Source organism: Ruegeria sp. ABM4_193, assembly GCF_056158705.1.
In genome coordinates, this window is the sequence record NZ_JBSWTT010000001.1 from 2,871,811 (window position 1) to 2,890,798 (window position 18,988).

At 56.2% G+C, this 18,988-nt stretch carries 19 protein-coding genes and 1 tRNA gene; 13 read left to right on the plus strand and 7 right to left on the minus strand.

Going from position 1 to position 18,988, the window contains the following annotated elements:
• Position 1: 1 nt before the first annotated feature.
• The 3 genes from ACXADZ_RS14380 to ACXADZ_RS14390 form a co-directional block, all read right to left on the minus strand.
• Positions 2 to 1,132, minus strand: a complete 1,131-nt coding sequence (locus tag ACXADZ_RS14380) for a lytic murein transglycosylase (protein ID WP_475197344.1) — start codon at positions 1,130 to 1,132, stop codon at positions 2 to 4.
• A 113-nt stretch (positions 1,133 to 1,245) separates the two neighbouring features.
• Entirely contained in the window at positions 1,246 to 1,893 is a 648-nt protein-coding gene (locus ACXADZ_RS14385) for a GntR family transcriptional regulator (protein ID WP_171091790.1), read from the minus strand.
• 30 nt (positions 1,894 to 1,923) lie between these two features.
• Positions 1,924 to 2,619 (minus strand): M48 family metallopeptidase, encoded by a 696-nt coding sequence (locus ACXADZ_RS14390; protein ID WP_475197346.1) that lies wholly within the window; start codon positions 2,617 to 2,619, stop codon positions 1,924 to 1,926.
• A gap of 100 nt (positions 2,620 to 2,719) precedes the next feature.
• Between ACXADZ_RS14390 and ACXADZ_RS14395 the strand changes: the two genes are divergently transcribed.
• The 3 genes from ACXADZ_RS14395 (at position 2,720) to ACXADZ_RS14405 (ending at position 4,187) form a co-directional block, all read left to right on the plus strand.
• On the plus strand, positions 2,720 to 3,046 hold the full coding sequence (locus ACXADZ_RS14395; RefSeq protein WP_171091794.1) for a TIGR02300 family protein: 327 nt from the start codon (positions 2,720 to 2,722) through the stop codon (positions 3,044 to 3,046).
• 141 nt (positions 3,047 to 3,187) lie between these two features.
• A tRNA-Ala gene (locus tag ACXADZ_RS14400) sits at positions 3,188 to 3,263 on the plus strand.
• Positions 3,264 to 3,590: 327 nt separating this feature from the next.
• Positions 3,591 to 4,187, plus strand: coding sequence for a Spy/CpxP family protein refolding chaperone (locus ACXADZ_RS14405; protein ID WP_475197347.1), 597 nt, complete (start codon positions 3,591 to 3,593; stop codon positions 4,185 to 4,187).
• A 1,262-nt stretch (positions 4,188 to 5,449) separates the two neighbouring features.
• Here ACXADZ_RS14405 and ACXADZ_RS14410 read toward each other — a convergent pair.
• The 3 genes from ACXADZ_RS14410 to ACXADZ_RS14420 are packed head-to-tail and all read right to left on the minus strand — an operon-like array spanning position 5,450 to position 7,421.
• Positions 5,450 to 6,103, minus strand: coding sequence for a DsbA family oxidoreductase (locus ACXADZ_RS14410; protein WP_475197348.1), 654 nt, complete (start codon positions 6,101 to 6,103; stop codon positions 5,450 to 5,452).
• Positions 6,104 to 6,106: 3 nt separating this feature from the next.
• The gene (locus ACXADZ_RS14415) at positions 6,107 to 6,826 is read right to left on the minus strand and encodes a glutathione S-transferase family protein (RefSeq protein ID WP_475197350.1); all 720 of its coding nucleotides are present in this window, start codon (positions 6,824 to 6,826) and stop codon (positions 6,107 to 6,109) included.
• Positions 6,813 to 7,421, minus strand: a complete 609-nt coding sequence (locus ACXADZ_RS14420) for an NAD(P)H-dependent oxidoreductase (RefSeq protein WP_475197351.1) — start codon at positions 7,419 to 7,421, stop codon at positions 6,813 to 6,815. Before ACXADZ_RS14420 ends, ACXADZ_RS14415 begins: the two co-directional genes overlap by 14 nt.
• A 130-nt stretch (positions 7,422 to 7,551) precedes the next feature.
• Here ACXADZ_RS14420 and ACXADZ_RS14425 point away from each other — a divergent pair, with 130 nt between their 5' ends.
• Entirely contained in the window at positions 7,552 to 7,920 is a 369-nt protein-coding gene (locus tag ACXADZ_RS14425; protein WP_475197352.1) for a winged helix-turn-helix transcriptional regulator, read from the plus strand.
• 720 nt (positions 7,921 to 8,640) lie between these two features.
• Here ACXADZ_RS14425 and ACXADZ_RS14430 read toward each other — a convergent pair.
• Positions 8,641 to 9,570: a LysR family transcriptional regulator gene (locus ACXADZ_RS14430; protein WP_475197355.1), complete on the minus strand. Its 930-nt coding sequence runs from the start codon at positions 9,568 to 9,570 to the stop codon at positions 8,641 to 8,643.
• A 105-nt stretch (positions 9,571 to 9,675) separates the two neighbouring features.
• Between ACXADZ_RS14430 and ACXADZ_RS14435 the strand changes: the two genes are divergently transcribed.
• The 9 genes from ACXADZ_RS14435 to ACXADZ_RS14475 are packed head-to-tail and all read left to right on the plus strand — an operon-like array spanning position 9,676 to position 18,979.
• Positions 9,676 to 10,737: a maleylacetate reductase gene (locus ACXADZ_RS14435; protein ID WP_475197359.1), complete on the plus strand. Its 1,062-nt coding sequence runs from the start codon at positions 9,676 to 9,678 to the stop codon at positions 10,735 to 10,737.
• Positions 10,738 to 10,762: 25 nt separating this feature from the next.
• A complete protein-coding gene (locus ACXADZ_RS14440; protein WP_475197361.1) occupies positions 10,763 to 12,037 on the plus strand; it encodes an ABC transporter substrate-binding protein in 1,275 nt (424 codons plus the stop codon).
• Positions 12,038 to 12,086: 49 nt separating this feature from the next.
• Positions 12,087 to 12,806, plus strand: a complete 720-nt coding sequence (locus ACXADZ_RS14445) for an ABC transporter ATP-binding protein (RefSeq protein WP_475197362.1) — start codon at positions 12,087 to 12,089, stop codon at positions 12,804 to 12,806.
• Positions 12,806 to 13,516 (plus strand): ABC transporter ATP-binding protein, encoded by a 711-nt coding sequence (locus ACXADZ_RS14450; RefSeq protein WP_475197364.1) that lies wholly within the window; start codon positions 12,806 to 12,808, stop codon positions 13,514 to 13,516. The genes ACXADZ_RS14445 and ACXADZ_RS14450 overlap by 1 nt, the downstream gene beginning before the upstream one ends.
• Positions 13,513 to 14,376, plus strand: coding sequence for a branched-chain amino acid ABC transporter permease (locus ACXADZ_RS14455; protein ID WP_171182525.1), 864 nt, complete (start codon positions 13,513 to 13,515; stop codon positions 14,374 to 14,376). The genes ACXADZ_RS14450 and ACXADZ_RS14455 overlap by 4 nt, the downstream gene beginning before the upstream one ends.
• On the plus strand, positions 14,376 to 15,473 hold the full coding sequence (locus ACXADZ_RS14460) for a branched-chain amino acid ABC transporter permease (protein WP_475197367.1): 1,098 nt from the start codon (positions 14,376 to 14,378) through the stop codon (positions 15,471 to 15,473). The genes ACXADZ_RS14455 and ACXADZ_RS14460 overlap by 1 nt, the downstream gene beginning before the upstream one ends.
• A gap of 1 nt (position 15,474) precedes the next feature.
• The gene (locus ACXADZ_RS14465) at positions 15,475 to 17,232 is read left to right on the plus strand and encodes an FAD-dependent oxidoreductase (RefSeq protein ID WP_475197370.1); all 1,758 of its coding nucleotides are present in this window, start codon (positions 15,475 to 15,477) and stop codon (positions 17,230 to 17,232) included.
• 39 nt (positions 17,233 to 17,271) lie between these two features.
• A complete protein-coding gene (locus ACXADZ_RS14470; RefSeq protein WP_475197372.1) occupies positions 17,272 to 18,156 on the plus strand; it encodes an intradiol ring-cleavage dioxygenase in 885 nt (294 codons plus the stop codon).
• 1 nt (position 18,157) lies between these two features.
• Entirely contained in the window at positions 18,158 to 18,979 is an 822-nt protein-coding gene (locus ACXADZ_RS14475) for a 3-oxoadipate:acetyl-CoA acetyltransferase (protein ID WP_475197374.1), read from the plus strand.
• The last annotated feature ends 9 nt before the right edge of the window (positions 18,980 to 18,988 follow it).

Sequence of the window (18,988 nt, forward strand, 5' to 3'; positions counted from 1 at the left end):
GTCAGCCGCCCAAGCGGCGCAACAATCCAACCGAAGGTTCACCCGTGACAGACAGTCCATTGGCGCTTTGATAAGCGCTGATGGCGGATGTGGTGTTCTTGCCGATCACCCCATCTGCGCCTTTGGTGTCATACCCGGCGGATGTCAGACGGCGTTGCAACTCTTTACGGTCTTCTAATGTCAGACCATTTGCGTCCGGCCCAAACGAGGCCTGAAACGGCGCGCCACCTGCGATCCTGTCGGCCAGATGGCCCACACCAATCGCGTAGCTGTCCGAGTTGTTATAGCGCTTGATCACTTGAAAATTGCGGAACACGGCAATACGCGGCCCCGGCGTCTGAGGTTGCAGCACAGCGACGGGTGTGCCGGATACGGTTCCGGCCTCTCCACCCCAAGGTTGACCCCGCACCCAACCGGCGCGCGCCAGATACGACGCCGTAGAAGCCAGCGAGTCCGTCGGATCCTCGGACCAGATATCGCGTCGCCCGTCACCGGTGAAATCCACAGCATAAGCAAGGTATGAGGTGGGAATGAACTGCGTATGCCCCATTGCCCCGGCCCAGCTGCCGGTCATGTTGGCGGGTGTTGTGTCGCCTTCTTGCAGAATACGTAATGCCGCCACTAATTGCTTTTCAAAAAACGCGCCGCGCCGTCCGTCATAGGCCAGCGTCGAAGTGGCTGAGATCACGGGCACATCGCCGCGACGCGCGCCATAGCGACTTTCCAGACCCCACACAGCCACGACAACTTCCTTGTCCACGCCGTACTGCGCTTCGATCTGCGACAGGGTGCCGTTATACTGTCGAAGCACCTTTTGACCGGTTTCAATCCGTTCATCCGATGCAGCAATGGCCAGATAATCCTCGAGCGAGCGCTTGAACTCGACCTGGTTGCGGTCGCGCTCAATCACGTCGGGCAGATACCCTGCCCCGCGGAATGCCTGATCAAGTGTGGTCTGTGAAATTCCTTGCGATGACGCGCGGGTCTTGAACCCGGCAACCCAGGCGTCCCAACCAGCGTTTGGAACCGCCCGCATGCGCGATGCAGGGGCGCTTGACGGAGCACTGCCGCCCGAACAGGCAGCCAATAGCGATGATCCAAGGCAAATAGAAAAGGCACGGCGTGTAATCATGGTTGGGGTCTGCTCTTGTTTGTGATTTGGCACAAGCGTACCTCAGCAGAACCCCACAAGCCAGAAGCGTGATGCCGTGAATGGGCAGCATTGTGATGTCGGCGGGAAGCCGCTCAGCTTACCAGCAAACGCAACCCCTGCGTTACATCCGAGCGAACCGCCAGTCGCAAACCGGGCTCGTCCCCGGCCTTTAGCGCAGCAATGATCAGCTTGTGATAATGCGGGGGCTCGGTCCGCCGCAGACGCCCATACAGTGCCCGCATTGTTGGTCCCAATTGCAACCAGACCGTTTCGGCAATGGCCAGCATCGCAGGCGCTTGCGCACGCAGGTACAAAGTACGGTGAAACTCCAGGTTTGACCGAATGTAGCCAACCGCATCCCGCTTGGTCACCATTTCAGCAACGGTCATATTGATGCTCTGCAACCTATCAATCAGTGCGATATGCGCGCGAGGTAATGCCCGGCTGGCCAACTCGACCTCTAGCAACGCACGCAACGCCGCCAACTCCTCGATCCGGTCATTTGTCAGCTCAGGGGTCGATACGCGGCCCGAGGTCGACAGGAACAGCGCACCTTCAGCAGCCAGACGGCGCACCGCCTCGCGCGCTGGCGTCATTGAGACGCCGAACTCCTTCCCAATTCCACGCAAGGTCAGAGCCTGACCCGGTGCCATCTCACCATGCATGATTCTGGATCGCAGAGCCCGGTACACCCGGTCATGTGTGGCAGTTTGGGTTTCGGAAGAGCGCGCGCTTATCATCCACTTATGTGATCACAAAATGGCGCAAGGTCAACTCGGATCAGCGTCAAACCTGTAGCGATGCAATTCGGCCCCATTATCGCGCAACCAGCGGCGGGGTTTCTGATACGGGCCAAAGATCTTCTCGACCTGTTCCCAAAACGCGCGCGAATGATTCATCTCAGCCAGATGCGCCACTTCATGGGCCGCCACGTAATGCAACACTTCAGGCGGTGCCAGTATAAGACGCCACGAGAACATCAAGCCGCCGTGCGAACTGCAGGATCCCCAGCGGGACCGCGTGTCGCGCAGGCTGAGCGTTGTATACGGGCGTCCAAGCATCGCAGCATAGTCATCACACGCACCAGACAAACGGTCACGGGCCAGCTCCTTTAGAAACCGGGCCAATCTCCGCGCCTCGGCACCTTCAGGAACCGCGACTTCATGTGCCTGAAGCAAAACGCGACGACCAGTTGCCGGAACGATTCGCCGATCAATGCCTTCAATTGGGATCGTTTGCCCAAACTGAACCCGGGCCATATCCGGTCGATCCTGCAGATGCTGACGGATCCACTCTTCCTTGGTGCGTGCAAAATTCAGGGCTTCGGTTTCAGGTACTCCGATCGGGTAGGTCAACGTAACCCGCCCATCCAGTTGGGAAATACGTAAACTGATACGCCGCGCCCGGGCCGATTTGCGCAGCCTCAATGGTACCGGCGGCGTCCCTGGCAATGCGTGCTCTCCCATATCGCGACACCTCCTGCGCAAAGACTTTGACAGTACCCGCCAGCTGTGGCACGTGGACTGAATCATTTAGACGACTCACCTGATATCAAGGGGAATTGACATGCCCAAGGAAGAATGGGGCGTAAAACGCGTTTGCCCGACAACCGGTAAGCGGTTCTACGACCTAAACAAGGACCCGATCATCAGCCCCTACACTGGCGAGATCGTGGAGCTTGAAACATCCAAAAGCCGCATGATCGCGGCGGATTCAGAAGATGCAGCTTCGGTCAAAGCGCGTGAAAACGCGTCGGAAGAAGATCTGGTTCTGGACGATGACGACAATGTCGATGTCGAACTGGATGACGATCTGCTGGACGATGATGATGACAATAACGATGATGTATCTTTGGACGACATCACCGACATGTCGTCGGACGAAGACAGCTGATCAAGCAAAAGGCGACCCGCGGGTCGCCTTTTTCATTCGACTTTGTGTCTGAACGGAAAGTTGCCGGGATTTCCATTTTTGACTTGCACTCGCCGTCACTGTCTCCTAAACGTCCGCTCACCGCATCGACGGTACCATGATGGGGCCTTAGCTCAGTTGGGAGAGCGCTTGCATGGCATGCAAGAGGTCGGGGGTTCGACTCCCCCAGGCTCCACCATTACAATATCAATGACTTACGGGCTTTCTGCGCTTTACGTTAACACCAGCATTTACGGGCTTGTTGCTTACTCAGTGCTATCTGAACCCAGGCCGCAACGGGCGAAACATTAGGGTCAGGACCCATAAACTGGCCCCAACCTCAACGGTAGCTATTACTAAACAGCGGACGTTCAGCAAAATCGGGGCAACGACGGAGTTGCGGACAAATCTGCCGTTCGGAAAAACAAATCCAATGTCAGCTTGCATTCGTCGTGATGTGATCTGACTATTGTGAATAGCTTCGTGCATATCCCCCTCGCGGACGACAAAAAGAAAGAAAACACCGATGCAATCATTGATATTGCCGATCATCGCTCTGGCGTTCCTGCCACTCGCCGCTCTGGCACAGGACCACGAGCATGGTCACAGCAACACACCTTATGCGGGCTTCGAAAAGCGTGAGATCAAGAGCCTCTCGGAACAGGACATCGAAGAGCTTCGTCGAGGGGGCGGCTGGGGGCTCGCCTTACCAGCCGAGTTGAATGGCCGACCGGGCCCTGCGCATGTACTTGAGCTTCAAGAAGAGCTGAGCCTTTCAGCGGATCAAGTGGCAGCGATCTCTGCGCTTTTTGAAGAGATGAAAACGGCCGCCATCGCTGCTGCTGAACGTTTCATTGCTGCCGAGGCCGCACTGAGCGACGCTTTTGCCGCTTCCGAACTATCCGAAACCGCATTGCATAACTTGCTTGCTGAGGCAGCAGAAGCACGCGCTGCATTGCGGTTTATCCATCTGTCACAACATCTTTCGACACCCGAACTTCTCAATGCCGAACAAATCCAAAGGTACAATGTACTGCGTGGGTATTCGGATGACCCCTGTGCCAGCGTGCCGGAAGGACACGATCCTAACATGTGGCGCCGTCATAACGGATGTGAAGACTAAGCTGACATTCATGCGACGAACCGTAAACAATACTTTGGGCTCGAAGCAGACCTAAGCCCAATTTTGGTGAACATCTGCATTGTCGCGATTAGCGGTCATTGAAAACTGAAGTTTTGGAGTTTCCAGTCCGAACGGCTGCTTTCACCAGCGGCGGACACTCACGAAGTTTCGGCGAAGGTTCGAGTTGCGGACGAAGCAGTCAATCACTTTGAGCGAGTCATCCGCGCATTGTCGCGATGCAGTAAGTATAAGTCCAAGCATACGAGGCTGCAAAAACGATATCACCGAGTTTCCCAAAGTGGCTGGCAATCAGCGGCAAAAGGGAAAACGCCTTCGTCCCAAGGCGCAGTTGGGTTTTCATCCCGAACGATTGTGCCCGGCCGGGAAAAAATTCGCATGTGGATCCCACGGCCGTCATCAAAGCAATTCAGGCATTTATAACGTTTGGAACGATAAGCCTTGTGTATGGATTTCAGTTCAAACTCCGACCGCGGTTAGCACGCATGTTGGCTTACGTAGGTACGCTGACACTACCGATCTACATGCTGCATGTTTTTGCAGTTGCGGCAGTGCAACGTGTTGGAATCGCACATGCTGATCCAAACTGGCCAAATTGGCTTTTGTTCTTAAGCACTTTCATTTTGAGCATCGTTGCCGCGATGGTCGTGTTGCCCATCGAAAAGCGTGTGGTTGGCGCCATCGCTTTCTCAAAAAACCGTGCAAGGTCTGTTTGGAAGAAAGCAGCCAGGTGAGATTTTCTTGGATTGCTTGCTTGTCAGTGGCTCTTAGGTGCGACTTTCGAAGCAGTCGCTCAAGTTGACAAACGATGGCTGTCAAATACCGCGCAGTACGGCCATATCTAGCCCACACGTTCTGTGCCCCTTCGGATTTGAGTTTCGGGGTCTGTTGGCAGTCCGGTCCGGGCGCTCAAGCCACCAATACACTCGTCTTTAAAATCCGCTCGAACCCGTGATAAAACAGCTCGGCCCAGCGGACATAGTCATGCGCGCGGTCATGGTCTTGAAGATGTTGCGGCTTTCGCCACATGGGATGGTCATGCAGTGCCAAAAATCGGAAACTCTTGAGAGTTAACAGACTGTAGTGGCCGACATGCAGCCACCTTGATTGAGTTGCTTTTAAAAAATAACTTTGCCGCGGAGACAACGACCTTACCCCCGTGCCGGTTGTTGAACTTGGGCATGCCGGAAGACACCCAGTTGATCGCCCGGCAACCACGCAACCCGGGCTGGCACTCACCCGCGTCACGCGGCCCTGTTATCTTGCAGATGTAACAGGATGCGGGCGTAGTTTTCCTCGCCCTGTGCGCCGGTCACTAGGTGACGTTGGTCGAACACCATTGCGGGCACACCCTGAACACCTCGGCTGATCCAGAATTGCTCTTTCTGGCGTATGCGGTCGGTCCGGTCACGGCTTTGCAACATTGCCTGCGCGTCCGCGTGGTTCAGCCCGATGCCAGCGGCCGCATCGGCCAGAACCTTTATGTCAGAGACGTCCTCGCGGTGTGTAAAGAACGCCGAAAAAAGCGCCTGCTTCATTTCGTGGCCTTTGCCTTGCTCGGCGGCCCAGTCAATCAATTGATGCGCGCAGAAGGTGTTATACATGCGCATGTCATCGGCGTAATTGAACGTGAACCCCAGTGCTGCGCCCATCTCAGTCAGGCGGGCTCGTGCCTGGATCGACCCTTCCAACGTGGTCCCGTATTTCGATGCCAGATGGTCGCGCAGGTTCTCGCCGCCTTCTGCCATCTGAGGGTTCAGCTCGAACGGGTGCCAGTGGAGATCAAGTTCGACGCCGGTGTCGCGTGCGGCTTTGGCCAGCTGGTAGTAACCAATCACACACCACGGACAAACAACGTCTGACACGACATCGACACGGAGTGGGGGAGCATCTGACACGGCTTAGGTTCCTTTCACGTCGCCGGAAAAACGCGCCGCGTTTTCCTTGGCAAAGGCGCTGGCATCTGCGCTGGTGTCCCAGAACTGAGGGTTAGCCTTGGGGATGGTCAGCGCTCTCTGCACAGCGGGCCGGGCATCGATACGGTCAAACCAGGCGTTCAGATGCGGAAGGTCCGATACATCCACCCGGGCCCAGACATAGGCACGCGCCCACGGGTACAGCATCATGTCAGCGATGGTGTATTCGTCCGCTGCAATCCATTCACGCCCGTCCAGCCTTGTGTTCATCACCTCCATCAATCGGCGGCTTTCGTCCACGTAGCGACGGATCGAGAACGGCTCTTCATGGCCATTTGGCGCGGCGATATGCTGGAAATACATCGCCTGTCCCATCATGGGGCCTACATGGCCGACCTGAAACAGCATCCACTGCACAACCTCGGACCGCTTGACCGGGTCCGACGGCAGGAATTTTCCGTATTTCTCGGCCAGATGCCACAGGATCGCGCCGGATTCGAAGATCGCACGGCCTTCCGAGCGGTCCTCAATCGTTGGGATCTTTCCGTTTGGATTCAGCGCTAAGTAATCCGGCGCCTTCTGTTCCTGTTTGGAAAAGTTGATATGGGTCAGGTCGTAGGGGATACCTGCCTCTTCCAGAAAAATGACCGGCTTGTAGCCGTTCATCGTGCCTGCGGTATACAGGTGAATATCAGGCTGGGACATGTTCAACCTCGACAAAAGTGGATTTCAGATGCGCGTCAAATCGAGCGAAATCGGCCTCGATTTCGGGGTTCTTCATAACATCGAAGGCAGCGAATGTCGGTAGGGCCTGCATACCGAAGAACTTGGCGTTCAGATGCATCGGGCGCAGCAGATCGTCGACGCTTGCTCCGGCAAAGAACGGCTCGGCGGGGTTGTCGAATGCTTCTTTCGGCGCATTGAATGTCACCGACAGCATGTATGTCTTTCCGTTCAGTGATCCACCCATGCCGTAATTGGCTTTCGGTGCGTCGGCGGTGCGACCGTCGCCTGTGCATAGGCGGCCATCCATTCCGGCTGTGTAGACCTCATCCATATATTTTTTGAAGATCCATGGGACGCCCATCCAGTTTACCGGGAACTGCATGATGACCGTATCTGCCCAAACATGTGCCTCGACCTCTGAATTTGCGTCATAGCCATCAGCAACGGTGGTCATGCGTATTTCTTGGCCCATTGCGGCCAACGTTCTGCGTGCGCGTTCGACGAGGCTGGCGTTCAATTGTCCGGGGGCGAATTCGTAGGGCTGGGTGCCGTTCACGATGAGGATTTTACTCATGTCCGTATCCTATATGTGCAATCTCTGAACCCTTGACTTTAGCGGGGTTCAGAGAGCATTTGAGAATACAGGTGTGAGAAATCAACTAGTATACTTTTAGTAACCTAGTTATCTGAGCGGAAGGATGACGATGCGAGCGCGGATTGAAGAGGACGCCAAGGGCCGTCGGCAGGTCTCAGAGGCCTGTCTGGAGCCATGCGCAATCGAAAGAGGTATGCGGATCATTGGTGGAAAATGGACCGGATCGATCTTGTGGCACCTCAAAGATGGTCCCGTACGTTTCAACGATCTGTCGCGTATGATCGGTGGAGCAAGCAAGAAGATGATCGCAGAGCGGTTGCGCCAGCTAGAGGATCAGGGGCTGGTGAGCCGACACGTGATGGATACCGCGCCGGTTTCCGTGCAGTATTCTATCACTGACCTTGGCCGCACGGCGCTTGGGTTTCTCGATGAACTACGAAAGTGGAGTGAAGAACTACGCGACGGATTGAACCGATAGGTTAGGCCTGTATTTTAGTTTCTTCTGAACGCCGTTTGTCAAAATGCGACGAGTCGATCTTGTTGTGAGCAGTTCCTTACAGGCGCCTTCGTAGCGTCAAAGATTTCTTCCATCATAGAACACTTCAGGCAGGCTAAGTGCGTCCAACTCATCTATGTGGGACTGCCCAACTGAACTGGTCCACCGTTATGCTTAGGAAACGGAGGGTCGCGACGGGCAAAAAATAAGAGCCCGGAGCCCGATGAGATTGTCTCGAAGTTACCGCAGGTTGAAGTTCTGATGAGGCAAGGGAAGCCCCGTTTTTAGGCGACCAGATAGATCGTTGTTGTTGAACAAATCTACTGCCGCCGGCGAAAGGAATGAGCCGTTGAAGGTGTGTGAACGATACTTGAAAGATTGGCGGATAACAGGAAAAAAATCGCCGTTTTCTCCAATAAATTCTGAGCTTTGTAACGTCACTGACTCTTGCCTCAATCGACTTCCAAAAACCTCAACAAACGGGTAAATCGCGCCATTCAATTCTGACCCAATCGTCAAGCAGTTCTGACTCAATCGTCAAGCAGTTCTGACTCAAAATGAAAAGGAAAATAGAAGCCCATTAAACACAAAAGACCTCCTGAGACAGCGCACGTTGAACAACATCCGTTACAAACTGCGTGCAGGCTTTAGAGAAAAAACTCAATCTCTCATGTCTTTAGAAGGCTAGAGCGTTCAGTGAGATTATCCCGCGTTACAAATCAATCGATCAAGCATTTCGAACTTCTGTTTTATGAACTCAAGCACGCGGTTTGACGAAGCTGGCATGCTTCGGGCGCTTAGCGTCACGCAACCCAAGTGTCGGTCGGGATCACCGATTTTTATCGGCAGCGCTGTCAGGGTTTTTTGTTTTTGCATCATGTAGACTACAGAAAAAGGCAAAACGGTTAGGGAATCTGAGCCCGTCAGAACGTTGACAACCGCACTCAAAGACCCGCCTGTGAAACTGATTTTGAGGTCGCGCACACCGATGCCGTCCAGCGTGTTCCTCAAGTCACGAAACAGCGGGCTGTTCGCAGGTGGCGCGATCCAGGAAAACTCGGTGATATCTTCCAGCTTTACCTCTTTTTTGCGCGCCAATGGATGCCCAATGCGGCACGCAATGACGTTTCGACCAGGCAGAATTTGACGAAATTCGTACTCATCAGAAACGTCGGCCGGGCGCATTGGAAGAATGGCGAGGTCCAGAGTTTCGGCGGACAGTTGGGACAAAAGTTCAGTGGGGTACCCATAGGATTGGTCGATCCGAATATTGGGGTACTCGGCCTGAAACTCTGCAATCACGTTCGAGATGACGCCGTCCATGAAGATCGGTGTGCCAGCAACCCGAACCGCACCAGCAAGGCCTTGACGGTGCTCGTCGACCAGTCGGCTCGCATGACGACCCGCGTTCAGAATTCTTTGTCCCTCCTGAGCCAAAGCGAGACCAAGCTCAGTTGGTTGCAAGGGCCTTCGGGTGGGCAGGAACAAAGGCTCCCCCACTCGGTCTTCTAACAACGAGACACTTCTGGAGACACTGGGTTGAGATTTCCCAAGTAAAGCAGCGCCTTCGGTCAACCCTCCGGCCTCGACAATAGCCGCGAGAATCTCGAGATGTCTTGGATCAAGCTTCATACCCCAAAGTTATATTAACAGCCGATAATTCGATCAAGAGCGCTGTCTTTGCCTGCTAGCGTTCCCGCCAGACCCGCAATCCAACGCTTGTCAGGAACCCGCCCAATGGCTCTCAGCACTACCAGCATCAATGGCCAGAAAGTCCGGTTCGGCGCAGGTTTGCGCTACGACATCTGCGCGGAGCTGGCGGAGCTGGGATCGAACAAGGCGCTGATCCTTTCGACGCCTCAGCAAGTCGATATGGCAATGGAGCTTGCAACATCTGTTGGGGATCGAGCGGCAGGTGTCTTTACCCGGGCAACGATGCACACACCTGTCGACGTGACTGAAGAAGCGGTTGAACACGCGTTGTCAGTCAAAGCCGATAGCATTGTTTCTATCGGTGGAGGTTCGACGATTGGCTTAGGCAAAGCGATTGCTCTTCGGACAGGTTTGCCGCAAATCACCATCCCGACCACATATGCCGGCAGCGAGGCTACTCCGATCCTGGGTCAGACTGAGGATGGCATCAAAACCACCCTGACAGATCAGAAGGTTCTGCCGCGGGTCATTCTGTACGATCCCGAACTTGTGGCGTCATTGCCACCCGCAATGACCGTGACCAGCGCCTTGAACGCAATGGCTCATGCAGCTGAAGCGCTTTATGCCAAGGATCGTACGGATCAGACCACGGAATTGGCTATCGATGGCCTTAAAGCGTTTGCGGAGGGCCTGCCGACCGTTGTGGCAAACCCCAACGACCTTAAAGCCAGAGAAGAAACGCAGCGTGGCGCATGGGCCTGCGGTACGGTGCTTGGTCTGGTCGGAATGGCGTTGCATCACAAGCTTTGCCATACGCTGGGCGGGTCCTTCAATCTGCCACACGCGGAAACCCATGCGATCATTTTGCCCCATGCCATCGCCTACAACGCAGTGGGTGTGCCAGACCTGCTGGCACCCGTGTCAGATATTCTCGGTGGCTCTGAGCCTGGCCAGGCGCTTTGGAGTTTTTCCCAATCCATGGGCGCACCGATGGCTCTAAAAGACTTTGGCCTGTCTGAGGCCGATCTGGACCGCGCCACAGAAATCGCACTCAAGAACCCGTATTGGAACCCGCAGCCGGTCACTGCTGATGGGCTGCGGGCGCTTCTTCAAAACGCGTGGGCGGGCAACGCCCCCAGCGTTTGAATTCACCGTGTCAAGGGAGGGACACATGATCACACGACGCAAATTGCTGAAATCCAGCGCTGCAACCGGCCTCGGGCTGGCCGCCGGCACGCTCGCCGCGCCCGCTATCGCTCAGGGCGCAAAGATCAAACTAGGCTACGTTAGCCCACAATCAGGGCCTTTGGCTGCGTTCTCTGAGGCAGACAGGTACATTTTGGAAGACTTCGCCGCGGCCGAGGCCGGTGCGAATTTTGAGGTCATCGTTAAGGACAGTCAGTCGAACCCGAACCGCGCCGCAGATGTCGCGGGCGAGCTGATCGTGGACGATGAGATCGACCTGATGTTGGTTGCCTCGACACCCGAAACCACCAACCCGGTTGCCTCAACCTGTGAGGCTGAGGAAGTGCCGTGTATTTCCACTGTTGCACCCTGGCAGCCATGGTTCATCGGCCAGCAGGGCAATCCCGGTGATCCAGCCAGTTGGGAGCCGTTCTATTACGCTTATCACTTCTTCTGGGGCCTTGAGGACGTGATCTCGGTCTTCACGGCAATGTGGAACCAGTTGGAGACCAACAAACAAGTCGGCGCTCTGTTCCCAAATGATGGTGACGGCAACGCCTGGGGCGACCCGAATGTTGGCTTTCCGCCGGTCTTGTCCGAGCTCGGATACACACTGACCGACCCCGGACGGTATCAGAACCTGACCGATGATTTCTCGGCACAGATCAATGCGTTCCGACAGGCAAATGTTGAAATTGTAACCGGCGTTCCGATCCCGCCCGACTTCATCACCTTTTGGAGTCAGGCTAAGCAACAAGGCTTCACCCCGAAAGCCGCGAGCATCGGCAAGGCCATCTTGTTCCCGCAAGCCGTCGAAGCATTGGGCGACGCAGGCAACAACCTGAGCTCTGAAGTTTGGTGGTCCCCCACCCATCCGTTCTCGTCATCGCTGACCGGCGCAAGCTCGGCTGAACTGGCACAAGGGTACATGGCCGCCACCAACCGTCAGTGGACCCAACCCATCGGTTTTGTGCACGCGCTGTTCGAAATGGCAGCTAACGTTATGGGCCGGGTTGATGACGCGGGTGATGGGGATGCAGTGGCCGAAGCCATCGCAGCTACGCAGCTGGACTCGATTGTCGGCCGTATCGCTTTTGATGGTGCGGGCCTGCCCCCCTTCGCCGCTCAGAACGTCGCAAAAACACCATTGGTAGGTGGGCAGTGGAGGCTTCTCGACAATGGCAGCTATGACCTTGTGATCGTTGACAACTCTTCAGCGCTGGAGATTCCAACCGCAGGTGTGATGGAAGAAATCTCCTGATCGCAATGAAACCAACGCCTCGGACCCTGTCCGGGGCAGGAACACGGCTATGACCATTCTTTCGCTCAAAAACGTCTCAAAAAGCTTCGGTGCGCTCACTGTCACTGACGATGTCAGTTTTGATGTCGCGCAGGGGCAAGCCCTTGGGATCATTGGCCCGAATGGGGCGGGCAAGTCGACTCTGTTCAATCTGATAACGGGCAATCTGACTTCTGACGCGGGATCGATCCATTTTGACGGGACGGATGTGACCCGCGTGCCCCCCATGCAACGCTGCCTGTCAGGTATAGGGCGCTCGTTCCAGATCCCTCAGCCGTTTGATCATCTGACGGTGTTCGAAAACCTACTGGTGGCCGCAACGCATGGGCAGAGCAAGTCGGAACACGAGGTCGAACAGGACTGCGCCCGCATTCTTGAGCAAACGGAGTTGTTGGATGTGGCCAATGACACGGCCGGTGGATTGCGGCTGTTGCAACGCAAACGGTTGGAGTTGGCCCGTGCGATGGCAACCAATCCTAAGCTGCTGCTGCTGGATGAAATCGCTGGGGGGCTGACCGACGCGGAATGCACCGCGCTGATCAACACGATCAAAGGGCTGCATAGCAGTGGCGTCACGATCATCTGGATCGAACATGTCCTGCATGCGCTCACCTCAGTCGTTGAACGGCTGCTGGTTCTGGATTTCGGCAAGGTCATCGGTCTGGGCGATCCGGACGAGATCATGAACAGCCGGGAAGTCAAAGAAATCTATCTGGGGATCGAAGTCTGATGAGCCTGCTGGAAACCCACGCGTTGACCGCCCATTACGGAGATTTCCAGGCCCTGTTCGGAGTGGACGTCCACCTGAACGAAGGTGAAACCGTCGCCATCATCGGCGCAAACGGGGCCGGGAAATCGACCCTCATGCGCTCGATCTCGGGGGTTCTGACCAACGGGCCTGACCAGGTGCGTTTTGATGGCCAATCCATTGGAGGTCTTGCCGCGGACGAGATTATGGCGCGCGGAGTGGCCATGGTGCCCGAGGGGCGTCGGCTGTTTCCTTCTCTCAGTGTCGAGGAAAACTTGCTGATCGGCACCTATGGCCGAAAGGTTTCGGGCCATTGGTCCTTGCAAACGATCTACGATCTGTTCCCGATCCTGAATGAGCGCCGCAACCACCCAGGCACAGCCCTGTCCGGCGGGCAACAGCAGATGGTGGCCATTGGCCGCGCGCTGATGAGCAATCCCCGCGTTCTGCTGTGCGATGAGATCAGCCTCGGGCTCGCACCTGTTGTCATCAAGGACATCTACGACGCCGTCCCCCGCATTCAGGAGGCCGGGGCCAGCCTGATCGTGGTGGAGCAGGACATCGGCCAAGCGATGAAAGTCGCAGACCGCGTCTACTGCATGATGGAGGGGCGCGTCACGCTGGAAGGCACCGCAGACACGCTCAGCCGCGATGCCATTCACGATGCCTATTTCGGAGGAGCCGCCGCATGATCTGGATCGACACCATCATTCAGGGCGTTCTGTTGGGCGGGCTCTACGCGCTGTTCGCCGCAGGTCTGAGCCTCGTGTTCGGGATCATGCGATTGGTCAACTTGGCCCATGGCGATCTGATTGTCTTTGCCGCCTATCTGATCCTTCTGCTGGTCTCACTGCTTGGTCTTTCTCCGTTTCTGGCCGCGATCATAGCCGCGCCGATTATGTTTGGCGTGGGCTGGGCCTTGCAGAGACATGTGCTGAACCGCGTGCTGGGGCCTGATATCCTGCCGCCCTTGCTCGTGACGTTCGGTTTGTCTGTCGTCTTGCAGAACGCATTACTCGAAGGGTTCTCGGCGGATAGCCAACGTCTGCCTGCGGGTGAAATCGCAACGGCGTCCGTTCAGATGGGCGGGCTGAACCTCGGCGTGCTGCCGCTGCTGACCTTTGCCTCGGCGATCCTTGTGATCGTCGGTCTGAACCAACTTTTCTACCGCACGGAGTTGGGCCGCGCGTTTCGCGCGACCTCGGATGATGCGGTGACGGCGGGTTTGATGGGTATCCGCCCAGAACGTATTTTCGCCAGCGCTACAGCCATCGCAATGCTCGTGGTGACCTTGGCAGCGCTTTATCTGGGCATGCGGGCGAATTTTGACCCCAATATCGGCCCAGCGCGCCTGATCTATGCCTTTGAGGCTGTGATCATTGGTGGCCTCGGCAGCCTATGGGGCACGCTTGTCGGAGGCATCATTATCGGTGTCGCTCAGACTGTCGGCGCGGCGATCAATCCCGAATGGCAAATCCTGGCCGGTCATCTGGCCTTTCTCATCGTGCTTCTGATCAAGCCCAGAGGCCTGTTTCCAAGGGCGGTGGACTGATGACTGATACTGCAATGTACCGCGTCCAGACACAGACCCGCGCGTCCTACAGCGCAGGAGCGGTCTGTATCGCCCTGATCATTCTGTTCATCCTGCTGCCAACCTTTGCCAGCCGGGGATTGATCCAAGACCTGTTCTTTATCTTCACTATGTTGGTTTTGGCGCAATTCTGGAACCTGCTCGCAGGATATGGCGGGCTGGTGTCCGTCGGGCAGCAAGCCTTCGTAGGCATGGGAGCCTACGCCATGTTTGGCGGTGTCATCCTTTGGGGGATGGACCCGGTTCCGGCGATCCTTTTGGGCGGTGTTGCAGCCCTGATTGTAGCCATACCCACAGCCTTTTTCGCCTTCCGCCTGCAAGGAGCTTACTTCGCCATCGGCACATGGGTCATCGCCGAGGTTATGCGTCTGCTAGTGGCGCAATGGAAAGTGCTCGGCGGAGGCACCGGAACCTCTCTGCCGCGCACCGCAACGCGTGAGATGTGGGCCACCGAATGGATACAGACCACGTTTGACGTTCGCGGTGCAGCAGCGCGGGACATCCTGACCTATTGGCTGGCCTTGGCGCTGGTGATCGCGACGATTGCGGGCATCTACTGGCTGCTCAGAACAAAGCGCGGGCTGGCGCTTGCTGCAGTACGTGACAATGTTGAAGCCGCGAAATCCGTTGGCGTCGATGCGGTGCGGATGAAATGGCTGGTCTACTTGGTCTCAGCCGCAGGAACCGGGCTGACCGGTGCTCTGATTTACGTACAGAAATTGCGCATCTCTCCGGATGCAGCGTTCTCGGTCACCGACTGGACTGCCTATGTGATCTTCATCGTCGTGATCGGCGGAATTGGCACCATTGAAGGCCCGATCCTGGGCGTGCTGATCTTCTTCATCTTGCAGAGCCTGCTGGCCGACTACGGCTCGTGGTATCTCATGGTGCTTGGTCTAATCGGGATCGCCGTCATGCTTTTCGCACCACGCGGTCTGTGGGGGCTGATCTCAGAAAAGACTGGGCTGCAGATTTTCCCTGTGCGCCGTCGCCTTGTGCTGACGAACCCAAGGGACGGCCTCAACTCAATTCAATCTGACAAACAGAGGGAGGCGTAACATGGCCACCATCACAACGGATGTTCTGATTATCGGGACCGGACCTGCGGGGTCTGCAACGGCGGCTTTGCTGTCGAGCTATGGCGTCGAGAATATGGTCATCAACCGCTATCGCTGGCTGGCCAATACGCCGCGCGCGCATATCACCAATCAGCGCACGATGGAGGTGCTGCGCGACCTTGGTCACGAGGTCGAGGCCGAAGCCTATATGCATGCCGCGCATCAGGACTTGATGGGTGAAAATGTGTTCTGCGAAAGCCTCGCGGGTGAGGAAATCGGACGGATGAAAAGCTGGGGCAATCATCCTCTGTCCAAGGCCGAGCACCTGCTGTCCAGCCCGACGATGATGAACGATCTGCCGCAGACGTTCATGGAACCGATCCTGTTTGGCACCGCTTGCCGCCGAGGCACGCAAGCGCGGATGAGCACCGAATACTTGCGACATGAGCAAGACGCAGATGGTGTGACAACGACGTGTTTGGATCGTTTGTCGGGCGAAGAAATCACGATCCGGTCGAAATATCTGGTGGGCGCGGATGGGGGCAATTCTCTGGTCGCCGAACATGCCGGTCTGCCTTTCGAAGGTCAGATGGGCGTCGGCGGGTCCATGAACATCCTGTTCCGGGCAGATCTCAGTAAATATGTCGCGCATCGGCCTTCGGTCCTATACTGGGTGATGCAACCGGGTGCGAATGTCGGTGGCATCGGCATGGGTTTGGTCCGCATGGTCCGCCCTTGGAACGAATGGCTCATTGTTTGGGGCTATGACATCAACCAACCAGCACCCGAAGTTGACGAGGCCATGGCAACGCAGGTAGCGCGCCAGCTTGTTGGCGACCCCGAGCTTGAGATCGAACTGATCAGCGCCAACACCTGGACCGTCAACAACATGTACGCGACCCATATGCAGAAAGATCGCGTCTTCATCATGGGCGACGCGGCGCACCGCCATCCGCCGTCAAACGGGCTTGGGTCGAACACGTCGATTCAGGATAGCTTCAACCTCGCCTGGAAACTGGCGGCTGTCCTGAAAGGCCATGCCGGAGAGAACCTGCTGGAAAGCTACAGCGAAGAACGTTCGCCAGTGGCAAAGCAGATCGTCACACGGGCCAATCAATCCATTGGCGAATTCGGACCGATCTTTGAGTCACTCGGAATGGCCGAAGGCGTCGACCCAGAGGTCATGCAAAGCAACCTAGAGGCACGCTCGGGATCAACGCCTGAAGCCGCAGCACAAAGACAGGCCATCCGCGAGGCGATTGCCTTCAAGAAATATGAGTTCGATGCGCATGGCGTTGAAATGAACCAACGCTACGACTCTTGTGCGATTGAAACGGATGGTCAACCGAACCCTGGTTTTGATCAGGATGCTGAGTTGCACTACCAGCCGACGACATGGCCCGGCGCGCGCATTCCGCATGTCTGGGTGTTTGATCATGATACTGGGAACAAGCATTCAACATTGGATTTGTGCGGTCGCGGAGAATTCACTGTGCTGACCGGAATTGGTGGCGAGGCCTGGGTAAAAGCAGCCGAGATGATCGCGAAAGAGCTGGGCATGCCCATTCGCTGTCACGTCATCGGCCCGCGCCAGACCTTTGTTGACCACACCGGGGATTGGGCGCGGGCGTCCGAGATTTCAGATACGGGCTGTTTGTTGGTCCGCCCTGATCAACACGTCGCATGGCGCTCAGCCGAGATGGCTACGGACGCCGAAGCCGAACTGCGCCGCGCTTTGACCAAGGTGCTTTCGCGATGACCCAATCCGGAGCAAACTTATACAAGTCAGGAGGCCAAAATGGACTCGCATGAGATGGGATACTTTACCGAAGAAAACTCGGCCGAGGTCGTCACCGCACGGAACAAAAACGCAGAAAGCGAACGGCTGAAGCAAGTGATGGAGGTCATCACCCGAAAGCTCCATGAAGCTGTGAAAGAAATCGAACCAACACAGCAGGAATGGTTCGAGGCGATCATGTTCCTGACCAAGGTCGGGCACATGTGCGATGACTGGCGGCAGGAGTATATTCTGTTGTCCGACGTTCTGGGCGTGTCGATGCTGGTGGATGCCGTGAATTCTCGTCGCCCAACCGGAGCCTCCGAGAACACTGTTCTGGGTCCTTTCCACGTGGGCGGCGCGCCGGAATATGAGATGGGGCACAACATTTGTCTGGACCAAAAGGGTGAGGACATGGTGGTGCGGGGTCGTGTCACCGATGTAGACGGCAACCCGTTGGAAGGCGTCAAGATTGATGTCTGGCAGGCCAATGATGATGGCTTTTACGACGTTCAACAGAAGGGTATTCAGCCCGATTTCAATCTGCGCGGCGTCTTCACAACCGGTGCTGATGGGACATATTGGTTCCGTGCGGTGCGGCCAAAGAATTACCCAATCCCGGATGACGGGCCGGTCGGCGATCTGTTGAAGCGTCTGGGACGGCACCCGTACCGACCAGCACACCTACACTACATAGTATCCAAAGACGGCTACGACGACCTGACCACCCATATCTTTGATCCGGATGACCAATATATCAATTCGGATGCGGTATTTGGGGTCAAAGAAAGCCTGATCGCCGAATTCAACCGGGTTGATGATCCGGCGCGATCTGCGGAAGTTGGCTTTGAAGGTCCTTACTGGGATGTCGAATTCGACTTTGTCCTCGCACCGAAAGAGGTCTGAAATGTCCGAACCTTGCATCATCTGTGTTGCAATAACCGGGTCCTTGCCGACCAAAGCCAACAACCCGGCAGTGCCCATAACAGTCGAAGAGCAAATCGAAAGCACACAGGCCGCTTTTGAGGCGGGTGCCGCCATCTGTCACGCACATGTGCGTAATGATGATGAAACGCCTTCAAGCGACCCAGAAAAGTTCGCAAGGTTGAAAGAGGGGCTCGAGAAACACTGCCCCGGCATGATCATCCAGTTTTCGACAGGAGGGCGGTCGGGGGCAGGCAAGACGCGCGGCGGCATGTTGCCCTTGCGGCCGGATATGGCCTCGTTATCGGTAGGATCGAACAACTTCCCCACGCGCGTTTACGAAAATCCACCTGATCTGGTCGAATGGCTCGCGGCAGAGATGGTGACTTATGACGTCAAACCAGAGATCGAAGCCTTCGACCTGAGCCACATCCTGAAGGCGGCCGAGATGCACAAGAAAGGGCAAATCAAGGACACGCCTTATGTGCAATTTGTCATGGGTGTGAAAAACGCAATGCCTGCGGATCGGGACGTATTCGACTTCTACGTGAAGACAGTTGACCGACTGTTTCCGGGTGCACCGTGGTGCGCTGCTGGCATTGGCGCCCAGCAGGAGGTTCTGAACCACTGGGCAATTTCGTCTGGCGGCCATGCACGAACCGGCCTCGAAGACAACGTACGCCTGGATCGCAATACGCTGGCACCATCAAATGCAGCGCTTGTAACGCGCACTGCAGAGATCTGTGACCACTTCAATCGCCCGGTTGCGACAGCTGACCAGGCACGAAAAATTTTGGGCCTCTAGACCGGGTTT

What these genes read in the sequence shown, in the direction of transcription:
- ACXADZ_RS14380 (WP_475197344.1), bottom strand. Translation starts at nt 1,132, where the DNA reads ATGATTACACGCCGTGCCTTTTCTATTTGCCTTGGATCATCGCTATTG.
- ACXADZ_RS14385 (WP_171091790.1), bottom strand. Translation starts at nt 1,893, where the DNA reads ATGATAAGCGCGCGCTCTTCCGAAACCCAAACTGCCACACATGACCGG.
- ACXADZ_RS14390 (WP_475197346.1), bottom strand. Translation starts at nt 2,619, where the DNA reads ATGGGAGAGCACGCATTGCCAGGGACGCCGCCGGTACCATTGAGGCTG.
- ACXADZ_RS14395 (WP_171091794.1), top strand. Translation starts at nt 2,720, where the DNA reads ATGCCCAAGGAAGAATGGGGCGTAAAACGCGTTTGCCCGACAACCGGT.
- ACXADZ_RS14405 (WP_475197347.1), top strand. Translation starts at nt 3,591, where the DNA reads ATGCAATCATTGATATTGCCGATCATCGCTCTGGCGTTCCTGCCACTC.
- ACXADZ_RS14415 (WP_475197350.1), bottom strand. Translation starts at nt 6,826, where the DNA reads ATGTCCCAGCCTGATATTCACCTGTATACCGCAGGCACGATGAACGGC.
- ACXADZ_RS14420 (WP_475197351.1), bottom strand. Translation starts at nt 7,421, where the DNA reads ATGAGTAAAATCCTCATCGTGAACGGCACCCAGCCCTACGAATTCGCC.
- ACXADZ_RS14425 (WP_475197352.1), top strand. Translation starts at nt 7,552, where the DNA reads ATGCGAGCGCGGATTGAAGAGGACGCCAAGGGCCGTCGGCAGGTCTCA.
- ACXADZ_RS14430 (WP_475197355.1), bottom strand. Translation starts at nt 9,570, where the DNA reads ATGAAGCTTGATCCAAGACATCTCGAGATTCTCGCGGCTATTGTCGAG.
- ACXADZ_RS14435 (WP_475197359.1), top strand. Translation starts at nt 9,676, where the DNA reads ATGGCTCTCAGCACTACCAGCATCAATGGCCAGAAAGTCCGGTTCGGC.
- ACXADZ_RS14440 (WP_475197361.1), top strand. Translation starts at nt 10,763, where the DNA reads ATGATCACACGACGCAAATTGCTGAAATCCAGCGCTGCAACCGGCCTC.
- ACXADZ_RS14445 (WP_475197362.1), top strand. Translation starts at nt 12,087, where the DNA reads ATGACCATTCTTTCGCTCAAAAACGTCTCAAAAAGCTTCGGTGCGCTC.
- ACXADZ_RS14450 (WP_475197364.1), top strand. Translation starts at nt 12,806, where the DNA reads ATGAGCCTGCTGGAAACCCACGCGTTGACCGCCCATTACGGAGATTTC.
- ACXADZ_RS14455 (WP_171182525.1), top strand. Translation starts at nt 13,513, where the DNA reads ATGATCTGGATCGACACCATCATTCAGGGCGTTCTGTTGGGCGGGCTC.
- ACXADZ_RS14460 (WP_475197367.1), top strand. Translation starts at nt 14,376, where the DNA reads ATGACTGATACTGCAATGTACCGCGTCCAGACACAGACCCGCGCGTCC.
- ACXADZ_RS14465 (WP_475197370.1), top strand. Translation starts at nt 15,475, where the DNA reads ATGGCCACCATCACAACGGATGTTCTGATTATCGGGACCGGACCTGCG.
- ACXADZ_RS14470 (WP_475197372.1), top strand. Translation starts at nt 17,272, where the DNA reads ATGGACTCGCATGAGATGGGATACTTTACCGAAGAAAACTCGGCCGAG.
- ACXADZ_RS14475 (WP_475197374.1), top strand. Translation starts at nt 18,158, where the DNA reads ATGTCCGAACCTTGCATCATCTGTGTTGCAATAACCGGGTCCTTGCCG.